At 61.9% G+C, this 13,378-nt stretch carries 13 protein-coding genes; all 13 read left to right on the top strand.

The features are described 5' to 3' along the window. Positions 1–2: 2 nt before the first annotated feature. Positions 3–458 carry a copper chaperone PCu(A)C gene (locus tag QCL65_RS03200; protein WP_407314817.1) on the top strand — a complete coding sequence of 152 codons (456 nt, stop codon included), beginning with the start codon at positions 3–5 and terminating at the stop codon, positions 456–458. Positions 459–707: 249 nt separating this feature from the next. Then, entirely contained in the window at positions 708–1,973 is a 1,266-nt protein-coding gene (urtA, locus tag QCL65_RS03195; protein ID WP_407314815.1) for an urea ABC transporter substrate-binding protein, read from the top strand. A 74-nt stretch (positions 1,974–2,047) separates the two neighbouring features. After that, positions 2,048–3,613 (top strand): urea ABC transporter permease subunit UrtB, encoded by a 1,566-nt coding sequence (gene urtB / locus QCL65_RS03190; protein WP_407314813.1) that lies wholly within the window; start codon positions 2,048–2,050, stop codon positions 3,611–3,613. Beyond that, positions 3,613–4,692, top strand: a complete 1,080-nt coding sequence (gene urtC, locus QCL65_RS03185; protein ID WP_407314810.1) for an urea ABC transporter permease subunit UrtC — start codon at positions 3,613–3,615, stop codon at positions 4,690–4,692. The genes urtB and urtC overlap by 1 nt, the downstream gene beginning before the upstream one ends. Beyond that, positions 4,689–5,549 carry an urea ABC transporter ATP-binding protein UrtD gene (gene urtD / locus QCL65_RS03180; RefSeq protein ID WP_407314808.1) on the top strand — a complete coding sequence of 287 codons (861 nt, stop codon included), beginning with the start codon at positions 4,689–4,691 and terminating at the stop codon, positions 5,547–5,549. Before urtC ends, urtD begins: the two co-directional genes overlap by 4 nt. A gap of 39 nt (positions 5,550–5,588) precedes the next feature. After that, the gene (urtE, locus tag QCL65_RS03175) at positions 5,589–6,287 is read left to right on the top strand and encodes an urea ABC transporter ATP-binding subunit UrtE (RefSeq protein WP_407314806.1); all 699 of its coding nucleotides are present in this window, start codon (positions 5,589–5,591) and stop codon (positions 6,285–6,287) included. A 29-nt stretch (positions 6,288–6,316) separates the two neighbouring features. After that, positions 6,317–7,156 carry an urease accessory protein UreD gene (locus QCL65_RS03170; protein WP_407314804.1) on the top strand — a complete coding sequence of 280 codons (840 nt, stop codon included), beginning with the start codon at positions 6,317–6,319 and terminating at the stop codon, positions 7,154–7,156. A gap of 57 nt (positions 7,157–7,213) precedes the next feature. Continuing rightward, positions 7,214–7,516, top strand: coding sequence for an urease subunit gamma (locus QCL65_RS03165; protein ID WP_407314802.1), 303 nt, complete (start codon positions 7,214–7,216; stop codon positions 7,514–7,516). Between the two features lie 8 nt (positions 7,517–7,524). After that, complete coding sequence (locus QCL65_RS03160; RefSeq protein ID WP_407314800.1) at positions 7,525–8,058, top strand: GNAT family N-acetyltransferase; 534 nt, start codon at positions 7,525–7,527, stop codon at positions 8,056–8,058. Between the two features lie 5 nt (positions 8,059–8,063). After that, the gene (locus QCL65_RS03155) at positions 8,064–8,585 is read left to right on the top strand and encodes a GNAT family N-acetyltransferase (protein ID WP_407314798.1); all 522 of its coding nucleotides are present in this window, start codon (positions 8,064–8,066) and stop codon (positions 8,583–8,585) included. An 11-nt stretch (positions 8,586–8,596) separates the two neighbouring features. Beyond that, complete coding sequence (locus tag QCL65_RS03150; RefSeq protein ID WP_407314796.1) at positions 8,597–8,902, top strand: urease subunit beta; 306 nt, start codon at positions 8,597–8,599, stop codon at positions 8,900–8,902. 78 nt (positions 8,903–8,980) lie between these two features. Beyond that, positions 8,981–10,681 (top strand): urease subunit alpha, encoded by a 1,701-nt coding sequence (gene ureC / locus QCL65_RS03145; RefSeq protein WP_407314794.1) that lies wholly within the window; start codon positions 8,981–8,983, stop codon positions 10,679–10,681. Positions 10,682–10,765: 84 nt separating this feature from the next. Further along, positions 10,766–13,378, top strand: a complete 2,613-nt coding sequence (locus QCL65_RS03140) for a membrane-targeted effector domain-containing toxin (RefSeq protein ID WP_407314792.1) — start codon at positions 10,766–10,768, stop codon at positions 13,376–13,378.

The following is a 13,378-nucleotide window of genomic DNA, read 5'->3' as shown; positions in this document are numbered from 1 at the left end:
CCATGAACGCCTTTCGCTCGCTCGCCGTGCTGACCCTGCTGCTCTCGACCTCTGGCCTGGCCTACGCCCAGACCTACAGCGTCGGCAACCTGCAGGTGAGCCAACCCTGGTCCCAGGAACTACCGCCCAACGCGCCGACGGTAGCGGCCTATTTCGTCATCGAAAACCGTGGCATGAATGCCGACCGCCTGCTGGGCGTCGACAGCCCCATCGCCACGCAGACCGCCCTGCACGAGCACGTCACCCGCGACGGCATGATGAAAATGCAGCCGGTCACGGGTGTCAATGTCCCCGCAGGCGCCTCGGTGACCTTCGCGCCCATGGCCTACCACGTGATGCTGATCGCCCCTGAAGACCGCAGCCTATTGCAGGATGGCCAGCAATTTCCGCTGACGCTGCATTTTGAAAAAGCCGGGGCCCTGCAGGTACAGGTCGAAGTGGTCAAACAACCCCGCTAAGCCCATTGGCGCTGCTATGAAGCGCCGCAGTTGGGGTCAGGTGCGGCCTGGTCATCGAGGCGCACCAAAACAGCCCATGGCCCTGCACCACCCCTGCTTACATGCGCCAATTTAGACCACGCAGGGCCCAGCCACGCGCGCAGCGCCGCATGGCTGCGCACCCCCGCGCCTGCGGCACACCCTTTGCAATCGCAAATCCAAGAGTCGCCATCTGCCCCACACAAAAACTCGTATATGGAGATTGCATCAATGAAGCGTCGCAGTTTGATCAAGGCGTTCACCCTCACCGCATCGATTGCGGCCATGGGTATGAGCTGGACCATTCAGGCCGCCGAAACCATCAAGGTCGGCATCCTCCACTCGCTGTCGGGCACCATGGCCATTTCGGAGACGTCGCTCAAAGACATGGCGCTGATGACCATTGATGAAATCAATGCCAAGGGCGGTGTCAACGGCAAGATGCTGGAGCCGGTGGTGGTCGACCCGGCGTCGAATTGGCCGCTGTTCGCTGAGAAAGGCCGGCAATTGCTGACCCAGGACAAAGTCGCCGTGGTCTTCGGTTGCTGGACTTCGGTGTCGCGCAAATCGGTCCTGCCGGTGTTCGAAGAGCTCAATGGCTTGCTGTTCTACCCGGTTCAGTACGAAGGCGAAGAAATGTCGCCGAACGTCTTTTACACCGGCGCGGCGCCGAACCAGCAGGCGATTCCAGCGGTGGAATACGTCATGAGTGAAGACGGCGGCTCGGCCAAGCGCTTCTTCCTGCTGGGTACCGACTACGTCTACCCGCGCACCACCAATAAGATCCTGCGCGCTTTCCTGCACTCCAAAGGGGTTGCCGATAAAGACATCGAAGAGGTCTACACCCCGTTCGGTCACTCGGATTACCAAACCATCGTGTCGAACATCAAAAAGTTCTCGGCCGGTGGCAAAACTGCTGTCATCTCTACCGTCAACGGCGACTCCAACGTGCCGTTCTACAAAGAGCTGGCCAACCAGGGCTTGAAGGCGACCGACGTGCCAGTAGTGGCCTTCTCGGTGGGCGAAGAAGAACTGCGCGGCATCGACACCAAGCCGCTGGTCGGCCACCTGGCGGCCTGGAACTACTTCCAGTCGGTGGATAACCCGGTCAACACGAAATTCGTAGCGGATTGGAAAGCCTACGCCAAGGCCAAAAACCTGCCGAACAACGATAAAGCCGTGACCAACGACCCCATGGAAGCCACCTATGTGGGGATCCACATGTGGGCGCAAGCGGCCACCAAGGCCAAGTCCACCGATGTCGACAAAGTGCGTGAGGCCATGGCGGGGCAGACCTTCAAGGCGCCGTCGGGTTACACCCTGACCATGGACAAAACCAACCACCACCTGCAAAAGCCGGTGATGATTGGTGAAATCCAGGACGACGGGCAGTTCAACGTCGTATGGCAGACCGAACAGCCGATCCGCGCGCAGCCTTGGAGCCCTTACATCCCAGGCAACGACAAGAAGCCGGACCACGCCGTCAAGAGCAACTGACCCAAGGCACAGGCCCCCTCTGCGGGGGCCTGTCGCTGTGAAACTGCCCCGCTGCTGCCGCTCAGGACGCCCACATGTCCCTTTACCGAATGCTGCTCGCTTGCGTCTTCATGCTGCCCTGGCTCGCCCATGGCAGTGACGCGGGCGACTTTGTCGCTGCTTCTTCTTCCGAGCAGGCCAAACTGCTGGAAACCTGGGCCGCGCAACCGCTGCCCGAACGCCTGCCATTCTTGCTCGCGCTGCAGGACGGCCGCGTGGCCGCCGACGCCAACAAGCAGGCCTTTATCGAAACCGACACGCAAATGGTCGCCGCCGATGGCGCTGGCGCCCCAGCCGAACCCTTACGAAAACTGCGTTTGAACAACCGCCTGCGCGGCCTGGTGGAAAGCACCCTGGCCAGCCACCAGTTGCTCGCAGCCGAGCCCGCCGTACGCCTGGCGGCGGCGCAACAGCTGCAACGCAGCGCACTGCCCAGCCAACTGGCCTTGCTCGACCGGCAAACCGCCGCCGAAGCGGACGAAACGGTCAAGGCCGCCTTGAGCCTGGCCCTGGCCAACCTGCAATTGGTCGACCCAGCGCCCGCGGTGCGCTTGGCGGCCGTTCGGCTGCTGGGCGAAACCGGCGATCCGCTGGCCCGCACCCGCCTGGAAACCTTGCTCGACCCCGCCGTAGAAACCGACCCGGGCGTGCGCACCGCCGCCGAGACCAGCCTGGCCCAGGTCAAGCGCAAGTTGCTCATCGGTGAGCTGCTCGGCCAGGCGTTCAGTGGGCTCTCCCTGGGTTCGATCCTGTTGCTGGCGGCGCTGGGTTTGGCTATCACCTTTGGCCTGCTGGGGGTGATCAACATGGCCCACGGCGAGATGCTGATGCTGGGGGCCTACTCCACCTATGTCGTGCAGATGCTGGTACAGCGCCTGGCACCGGGGGCATTGGAGTTTTACCCGCTGATCGCCCTGCCGGTGGCGTTCTTTATCACCGCGCTGATCGGCATGGCGCTGGAGCGTACGGTGATTCGCCACCTGTACGGCCGCCCACTGGAAACCCTGTTGGCGACCTGGGGCATCAGCTTGATGCTGATCCAGGCTGTGCGCCTGGCCTTTGGTGCCCAGAACGTCGAAGTGGCCAACCCGCAATGGCTGTCGGGTGGCATTCAGGCGTTGCCTAACCTGGTGCTGCCCTACAACCGTATCGTCATCATTGCTTTCGCGTTATGTGTGGTAGTGCTGACCTGGCTGCTGCTGAACAAGACCCGCCTGGGCTTGAACGTGCGGGCCGTGACGCAAAACCGCAACATGGCCGCCTGCTGTGGGGTGCCCACCGGGCGCGTCGACATGCTCGCGTTCGGCCTGGGCTCGGGCATCGCCGGGCTCGGTGGCGTAGCCCTGAGCCAGATCGGCAACGTTGGCCCGGACCTGGGCCAAGGCTACATCATCGATTCATTCCTGGTGGTGGTGCTAGGTGGCGTCGGGCAACTGGCTGGCAGCGTCTCGGCGGCCTTCGGCCTGGGCATCGCTAATAAGATCCTCGAACCGCAGATCGGCGCCGTGCTGGGCAAGATCCTGATCCTGGCGCTGATCATTCTGTTTATCCAGAAACGTCCGCAAGGCCTTTTCGCGCTTAAAGGACGGGTGATTGACTGATGCGCCAACCCCTATTGCTTACCGCCACGCAAAAAGCCGGCCCGCGCCTGACCCTGGCGATCGGCGCGTTGCTGCTACTGATACTGCTGGCACTGCCCGCGCTGTCGCTGTTGGCGGCAGATCACCCGTTACAGGTGTCGGCCTACACCTTGACCCTGGTCGGCAAGATCCTCTGCTACGCCATCGTGGCCCTGGCTTTGGACTTGGTCTGGGGTTATGCCGGGCTGCTTTCCCTAGGCCATGGCCTATTCTTCGCACTGGGCGGCTACGCCATGGGCATGTACCTGATGCGTCAGGCCGCCGGTGATGGCCTACCGGCTTTTATGACCTTTCTTTCCTGGAGCGAACTGCCCTGGTATTGGTTCGGCACTCAACATTTTCTCTGGGCGCTGTGCTTGGTGGTGCTCGCGCCGGGGCTGTTGGCCCTGGTATTCGGCTTCTTCGCGTTCCGCTCGCGGATCAAAGGCGTGTATTTCTCGATCATGACCCAAGCGCTGACCTTCGCCGGCATGCTCCTGTTTTTTCGCAATGAAACCGGCTTCGGCGGCAACAACGGCTTCACCAACTTCCGCAGTATCTTGGGCTTTAGCATTACCTCCCAAGGCACCCGGGCCGTCCTGTTTCTGCTAACGGTATTGCTGCTGCTCGCCAGCCTCTATGCCGGGTGGCGCCTGGCCCAGAGTAAGTTCGGTCGGGTGTTGACGGCCCTGCGCGATGCCGAAAACCGTTTGATGTTCTGCGGTTACGACCCGCGTGGCTTCAAACTGTTCGTCTGGGTCTTGAGCGCGGTGCTGTGCGGCCTGGCCGGGGCGCTGTATGTGCCGCAGGTCGGCATCATCAACCCCAGTGAAATGTCGCCCACCAACTCCATCGAAGCCGCGGTCTGGGTCGCCCTGGGCGGGCGTGGCACGTTGATCGGACCCTTGCTCGGCGCCGGCGTGGTCAATGGCATGAAGAGCTGGTTCACCGTGGCCTTCCCGGAATATTGGTTGTTCTTTCTCGGGGCCTTGTTCATTGGCGTCACGCTGTATCTGCCCAAGGGCATCATTGGCCTGCTGAAGAAAAGGGGGGAATCATGAGAATCACACCCACCGCCGATTTCATGCTGGAACCGGCCTTCGACCCCAATGGCGATGCAGGCACCAGCCGCGACGCCATCGGCCTGGGGCAGCGGGCCGGCAGCGGGCTGAACGTGCGCCACGGCACCATCCTGACCCTGGAAGACATCAGCGTCAGCTTTGATGGTTTCAAGGCGCTGAACAACCTTAACCTGTACATCGGCGCCGGCGAGCTGCGCTGCATCATCGGCCCCAATGGCGCGGGCAAGACCACGCTGATGGACGTGATTACCGGCAAGACCCGGCCCAGCCATGGCAAAGCCTGGTTCGGCGAAACCCTGGACCTGACGCACATGAGCGAAGTGCAGATCGCCCAGGCCGGGATTGGCCGCAAGTTCCAGAAACCGACGGTGTTCGAAGCCCTGAGCGTGTTCGAGAATCTGGAGCTGGCTCAGAAAGCCAACAAGTCAGTGTGGGCATGCCTGCGCGCGACTCTAAGTGGTGAACAGCGCACGCGAATCGATGAAGTGCTGACCACCATCCGCCTGACCGCAGCCCAACACCGCCCTGCCGGCCTGCTCTCCCATGGGCAGAAGCAGTTTCTGGAGATCGGCATGCTGCTGGTGCAAGACCCGCAATTGCTGTTGCTCGACGAACCGGTGGCCGGCATGACCGACGCCGAGACCGAATTCACCGCCGAGCTGTTCAAAAGCCTGGCGGGCAAGCACTCGTTGATGGTGGTGGAACACGACATGGGTTTCGTTGGTTCGATTGCCGACCATGTCACCGTCCTGCACCAGGGCAGCGTGCTGGCTGAAGGCTCACTGGAAACGGTGCAGGCCGATGAGCGAGTGATCGAAGTGTATCTAGGCCGCTGAGTGTCGTAGGTGCCTGCCCCCTATTCAACGGAGTCATTCATGCTGCAAGTCGACAATCTTCACCAATACTACGGCGGTAGCCACATCCTGCGCGGCCTCTCCTTCGACGTGAAAGTCGGCGAAGTCACTTGCTTGCTGGGGCGCAACGGCGTGGGCAAAACCACCTTGCTCAAATGCCTGATGGGCCTGTTGCCGGCCAAACAGGGCCAGGTCACCTGGGAAGGCCAGCCCATTACTACCAGCAAAACCCACCAACGGGTGCATGCAGGCATCGCCTACGTGCCCCAGGGCCGGGAAATTTTCCCCCGGCTGAGTGTTGAGGAAAACCTCTTGATGGGCCTGTCGCGTTTTCCCGGCTCCCAGGCCAAGGAAGTGCCCGCGTTCATCTACGAGCTGTTCCCCGTGCTGCTGCAAATGAAGCAGCGCCGTGGCGGCGACCTCTCCGGTGGCCAGCAGCAACAGTTGGCGATTGGCCGGGCCCTGGCCAGCCGCCCGCGCTTGCTGATCCTCGACGAGCCCACCGAAGGTATTCAGCCATCGGTGATCAAAGAGATCGGTGCGGTGATCAAGCAGTTGGCCGCGCGGGGCGACATGGCCATTTTATTGGTGGAACAGTTCTATGATTTCGCCGCCGAGCTGGCTGACCAATATCTGGTAATGTCACGCGGAGAGATCGTCCAGCAAGGCCGCGGCGAAAACATGGAAGCCGAAGGTGTGCGCGGCCTGGTAACCATTTAACCTGCACTGATTTGCGAACAGACTCGACCATGAATGTACCCGTTGGCACTGCCCTGTTCACGCCCAGCTGGCAAGCCGAGCTGGAGCTGGGCTACGCCCGTTTCGCCGACTCCACACGGCCGGTGTTACGCCGGCACAAGGGCCCATTGCGCGTGCAAAAGCACCTGTACGCCGAAGGCCCGCAGGTGTGTCAGCACATCATCGTCCACCCCCCCGGCGGTATCGCCGGCGGTGACGGCCTCGACATCCGTGCCACCGTGGGCGCCCAAGCCTGGGCCCAGTTGACCAGCCCTGGTGCGGCCAAATGGTACCGCGCCGCCAGCCCGGCCTATCAAACCCTGACCCTCACGGTCGAGGCCGGCGCTACGTTGGAGTGGCTGCCCCAAGAGACGATCGTCTACAGCGCCGCCCAGGCCGAGCTGGACACCCGCATCGAGCTGCAAGGTGACGCCCGCCTGTGCTACTGGGACATCGTTGCCCTGGGCCGCCCCGCCAGCGCCGAGCGTTTCGACCAAGGCCATTTTCAAGCGCGCCTGAATATTCGCCGTGATGGTCAGTTGCTATGGCACGAGCGCCAACGCGTGCAAGGCGGCGACGGCCTGCTCGATTCGCCCATTGGCCTGGACGGCAAGCCAGTGTTCGCTACGCTATTGATCACCGGTGAAGTCGACGCTGCCCTATTGGAGCAATGCCGCAGCTTGCCCAGCCAGGTCCGCGGCGACCTCAGCCAACTGCCAGGGCTGCTGGTCGCCCGCTGCCTGGCCAGCGAGGCGTTGCACGCGCGGGCCTGGCTAATCGCCCTGTGGACGCTGCTGCGCCCGGCGCTGCTGGGCCGCCCGGCCCTGGCGCCACGGATCTGGAGCACCTGAGCCCATGCCACCTGCGCCATTGAACCCCGCTCGCCCACCCTTTACTCGAGAGCACCCATGGACCTGACACCCCGCGAAAAAGACAAAATGCTCATCTTCACCGCCGGCCTGGTGGCCGAGCGGCGCCTGGCCCGTGGCCTCAAGCTGAACTACCCGGAAGCCATGGCGTTGATCTCCGCCGCCCTGCTCGAAGGCGCTCGCGATGGCCAAACCGTCGCCGAACTGATGCACTACGGCACCACCTTGCTCAGCCGCGAACAGGTCATGGAAGGGGTGCCCGAAATGATTCCCGAGATCCAGGTCGAGGCCACCTTCCCGGACGGCACCAAACTGGTCACCGTGCACCAACCGATCGTGTGAGGCGCGCCATGACCCACAGCATCCGCAACGCCCTGCCCGATGACCTGCCCAGCGTGCGCGACATCTACAACGATGCCGTGCGCAACACCACGGCCATCTGGAACGAACAACCGGTCGACCTCGCCAACCGCCAAGCCTGGCTAGCGGCACGCCAAGCCCAAGGTTACCCGGTACTGGTGGTGGTCGACCCCCAGGGCGAGGTGCTGGGCTATGGTTCATTCGGCGACTGGCGGCCGTTTCAAGGGTTTCGCCAGACGGTCGAGCACTCGGTGTATGTGCGTGCCGACCAACGCGGCAATGGGCTGGGCACGCTGATTCTGAGTGCCTTGGTCGATGCCGCGCGCGAGGGCGACAAGCACGTGATGGTTGCCGCCATCGAAAGCGGCAACCAGGCCTCGATCAAGCTGCACCAGCGCCTGGGCTTTGTCATCACTGGGCAGATGCCCCAAGTGGGGAGCAAATTCGGGCGCTGGCTCGACCTGACCTTCATGCAACTGAACCTAACCCCCGACGCCCAGCCAAGCGCCACGCCCACGGAGTAACCCCCATGAATGCTGCCCAGTTGCGTCGCGTTTCGGCAGACAGCTTCGCCCATTACCGGCAGGGGCTGGTCGAGTTATTGCTCGATGCCGTTGGGCAGGGGGCCTCTGTCGGCTTTCTCGAAGATATCGATGCCCGCCAGGCCGAACACTACTTCGACGACGTCAAAGCAAGGGTGGCCCAGGGCAACCTGGTGCTGTGGGTGGTGGTGGCCGATGAACGGGTCCTGGCCAGCGCGCAATTGGAGCTCTGCCAGCGGGCCAACGGCCTGAACCGGGCCGAAGTGCAAAAACTGATGGTACGCGCCCAGGCCCAACGCCGAGGCCTGGGGCAACAGTTGATGAACGCCGTGGAGCTGGCTGCACGGCAATACCAGCGCGGCCTGCTGTACCTCGACACAGAAGCCGGCTCGGCCGCAGAAGCCTTTTACCGCGCGGCCGGTTACAGCCGGGCCGGGGAAATCCCAGACTTCGCCTGTCGGCCTGACGGCCAGTACAACGCAACCGCCTTTTTCTACAAGACCCTCTGAGGAGCGACCGAATGATCCCTGGCGAATACCAGATCCAGCCCGGTGAAATCGAACTCAACGCCGGCCGCCGCACCTGCACGCTGGAAGTGGCCAACAGCGGCGACCGGCCGATCCAGGTCGGCTCGCACTACCATTTTTTCGAAACCAACGACGCCCTCACCTTCGACCGCGCCGCCAGCCGTGGCATGCGCCTGAACATCCCGGCGGGCACGGCTGTACGTTTCGAGCCGGGCCAAAGCCGCCAGGTCGAGCTGGTCGACCTGGCCGGGCTGCGCCGCGTCTTCGGCTTTGCGGGGCGGATAATGGGCGATCTTTGATCGTCATTGGCGCCCACCCCTAATTTGCGTTTAATTGCAGTGCGCAGCGCCTGGCGCGCGACTGCTTCGGAGGCCTTCGTGAAAATCAGCCGTCAAGCTTATGCCGACATGTTCGGCCCCACCGTTGGCGACAAAGTGCGCCTGGCAGACACCGACCTCTGGGTCGAAGTGGAAAAAGACTTCACCACCTATGGCGAAGAAGTGAAGTTCGGGGGCGGCAAGGTGATCCGCGACGGCATGGGCCAGGGCCAAGGGCTGGCCGCCGAGGTGGTCGATACACTGATCACCAATGCCTTGATCATCGACCACTGGGGCATCGTCAAGGCCGACGTGGGCCTCAAGGATGGCCGCATCGCCGCCGTCGGCAAAGCCGGTAACCCGGACATCCAACCGGATGTCACCATTGCCGTGGGCGCCAGCACCGAAGTGATCGCCGGAGAGGGCATGATCCTCACCGCCGGCGGCATCGATTCGCACATTCATTTCATCTGCCCGCAGCAAATTGAAGAAGCGTTGATGAGTGGCGTCACCACCATGATCGGCGGCGGCACCGGCCCAGCCACCGGCACCAACGCCACCACCTGCACCTCCGGGCCCTGGCACATGGCGCGGATGCTGCAAGCCGCCGACGCCTTTGCGATGAACATCGGCTTTACCGGCAAAGGCAATGCCAGCCTACCCGAGCCGCTGATCGAGCAGGTCAAGGCCGGGGCCATCGGCCTTAAATTGCATGAAGACTGGGGCACCACGCCCGCCGCCATCGACAACTGCCTGAGCGTGGCCGACCAGTACGACGTCCAGGTGGCCATTCACACCGACACCCTCAACGAGTCGGGTTTCGTCGAAACCACCCTGGCGGCGTTCAAAGGCCGCACGATCCACACCTACCACACTGAAGGCGCTGGCGGCGGGCACGCGCCCGACATCATCAAGGCGTGCGGCTTTGCCAATGTGTTGCCCAGCTCCACTAACCCGACGCGGCCGTTCACGCGCAACACCATCGACGAGCACCTGGACATGCTGATGGTCTGCCATCACCTGGACCCCAGCATTGCCGAAGACGTAGCGTTCGCTGAAAGCCGGATCCGCCGCGAGACCATCGCCGCCGAGGATATTCTCCACGACCTCGGCGCGTTCTCCATGATCAGCTCCGACAGCCAAGCCATGGGCCGGGTAGGCGAGGTGTTGACACGCACCTGGCAGACCGCTGACAAAATGAAGAAACAACGCGGCGCATTGCCAGGCGACGGCCCGGCCAATGACAACTTTCGGGTCAAGCGCTATATCGCCAAATACACCATCAACCCGGCCATTACCCACGGTATCAGCCACGAAGTAGGCTCGGTGGAAGTGGGCAAGTGGGCCGACCTGGTGCTCTGGCGCCCGGCGTTCTTTGGCGTGAAGCCTACGTTGATCCTCAAGGGAGGTGCCATTGCGGCCAGCCTGATGGGCGATGCCAACGCCTCCATCCCGACCCCGCAACCCGTGCACTACCGCCCCATGTTCGCCAGCTACGGCGGTTCGCGCCACGCCACCAGCCTGACGTTTATCAGCCAGGCCGCTCTGGACGCCGGGGTGCCCGAGCAATTGGGCCTGAAGAAACGCATCGCCGTGGTCAAGGGGTGTCGGGATGTGAAGAAGACCGACCTGATCCATAACGACTATTTGCCGACTATCGACGTCGACCCACAGACCTATCAGGTCAAAGCCGATGGCGTACTGCTCTGGTGCGAACCGGCAGAAGTGCTACCCATGGCCCAGCGCTACTTTCTGTTCTGATTCCACGCATAGATTTATCTAACACTGCCACGCCCTGCCCGCTCGCCATGATGGTCTCTCGCCCACTTCACCCGAGAGACCACCATGCCCGATACCCAAACGACATCTCCACAGGACAGTGCCGCAGAACTCGAGCGCATCGGTAACGCTTACGCCGAGGATTACCCCGATATCCAAACCTGTGCTCGACAGGCGGCCAGCGAGCTGATCACCCGCTACACAGGCCAGACCCTCGACCCTGACCGCGTGTACTGGCACCGTTTCGCGCAATCCAATAGCAGCACGCTGACCTTCACTGGCTGGGAGCACCACGGTCAGCCCGAAGAGAGCCTGACCCTGACCCAATTGGTTATTCAACGCTTCTCGGTGCAGGACCAGATCAACCGTTTCGACTTGAACCTCAACAGCGGGTTTTACCTGAACGACGCCGAACACGGCCAATATGACGAGCGCAACGAAGTCAAAATGTTGCCCAAGGCGGTGTTACAAGCCCTCTGGGACCTGGATTTCAATACGCTTTACCGCGCTAAACTCGAACAATTCTACGAAGCCAACAACGGTAACGGCCGGCTTCTCGCCAAGAGCCTGTTCTTCAAGACCCTGTTCCACGCCTATTTAACCGGCGTCATTGACCTGAGCGCCCTCAGGCACCTGGCGTACTTGGCCGCCGGCTTGATCAAGCTGCCGCCCGACTTAACGATGCTCAGAAAAGAAGTTTTAACTGAGCACTACGACCAGTTGTTCATCCCGCACATCAACGGGCTCGCCCTAAAAGGCATCATTGGCTTCTCGACCTCGAAATATAATTACTTGTATTTTTCCAGTGGCCGCCTGCTCAAATTTGGTGGCACCGGCGACGTTTATGAATGGTTCCGAACCCAGGCGGCGCGCCCAGACCTGCGACAACGCCTGCTCGAACACTTTAGCCTCAAGGAGGCCCAAGACACCCTGATTCGGCGTTCCCTGGCAGAAACACTCGACAGTATTCGCGATACCCCGTGGTCACCTAGTCAAAAACTCGTGTTGCGCGCGGCCTACGACCACAACGAAGACGTTTTCACCTACCTGCAGCGCACCCTGCGCGAGCAGGACATCGACAACAGTGAAACCCTGCTCAGTTCCAATCGAGAACTGCGCCTGCGCATCTTCAATATCGAGCTAGCGGCGTTTCTGCGCTTGTCCGCCGGGCTCGCGCCGGGTGACGCGGTGTTGGCGGGCGTTACCTTGGGGGTGGGCCTCTTGGGCATCGGTTTGAGCAGCGAGCGGATGCTCAACGGTGATACGGCCCAAGAGCGTAAGCTCGCCCTGCGCCGCCTCATTGGTGAAACCATCGCTGTGCTGTTCACCGCCCCAGCCCTGCGCGGCCCGGACGAGCAGTTGCTGAACGACCTGGCAACTCTGGAGACCGTCGCCCCGGAAAGCTTTGAGATGACCGAGTTGGCACCCACCGGGCCGGCAGAGCTGAGCCGCTATCGTACCCACGATGCCCTTGAAGAAGCACTCCTGGGCACTGGCCGCTATCGAGGGGTCTACGTGCGTAACCGTTACGACATGTTCGTTCGCCTCCAAGGCGGCACCTACAAAGTGCGCTACATCGACTCGATGGACCAATGGGTGATCGTCGACCCGGCCAAACCAGAGCACTTTTTCGGCAGTTGGCCCATTGATCGCGATGTACTCGGTGAGTGGGTCCGCCACGAAGCGCCGTTGAATATGACGCCGTCGGAAGCTTCGTCGACGGAACCGGTGTCCGACATCGAGAACAGCTTTTCCGTCGGTACCGAAAGGCTGCGTGCACTTGAGCAATACCATGTGCCCAATCAATTCAAAGCCGTGGTGCACGACCTGCTGGGAATCCAGGCGCCGCCGCTGATCGATGTAGTCAATCTCGAACCCACCCTGGCCGCGACCCGGGAGCAGCTCTTCACCTTGCGCCGCTCACTGGCTACCCACAGCCAAGAGTATCTGCAGGCGCCGATCCTGGCCCCGCGGCCACGCTTGCCGGAACTTCCGGACACGTTACAGCCTAGCGGGCTGTTCAAACGCCTCTACAAGCACAGTCATGGCGTAGTGCTAGGGGAAGAAAGCGGCTCGATCGCCAGTAAGAAGTTGCTGATCAAGAACCTCGGCGAACTGAAAAGCCTAGGGGTGCATACCCTCTACATCGACGCTCTGCTCAGCGACCTGCAACAGGAATTCCTTGATGTGTACCTGCACACGCGGGTCATGACGCCCGAGTTGAAACAGGCCCTGGGGCGCCTGGACTCGCTCAACGCCGAGCACGCCAACCTGACACTACTGATCAAAGAGGCACGGCGCCAGGCGGTGAAAGTGCGCGCGCTCAACTGCTCGGCAGCCTACGGCTATCAAGGCCTGGTCAATGGCTCGGCAGCGGACAGCCAACGCATGGTCAAGTATTTCGGCTATAAACTCATCGAGGCTCACCAGAGCGTAACGCCCCATGGCAAATGGATCGCCCTGGTGAACAATATGCATGCCTTCGAGCAGGGCGCTGCACCTGGGCTCGCAGAATTGACCGGAACCACCGGGGTGCGCATCAAGGATGTGTTCAAAGAAGCCCATTTCGGTATCTATCGCGATACCGGAGAACTGCTCAAGGCTCCTGGTGGAGGCCGAGTAGCGGTCAAAGGCGACCTGCGCATTGACCTGTCGACCCTCGAACGGCGTCCTTCCTGA

Origin of the sequence: Pseudomonas sp. nanlin1, from assembly GCF_045571515.1 — a bacterium.
Taxonomy (GTDB): domain Bacteria; phylum Pseudomonadota; class Gammaproteobacteria; order Pseudomonadales; family Pseudomonadaceae; genus Aquipseudomonas.
This window is presented reverse-complemented; position numbering and strand designations above follow the sequence as displayed.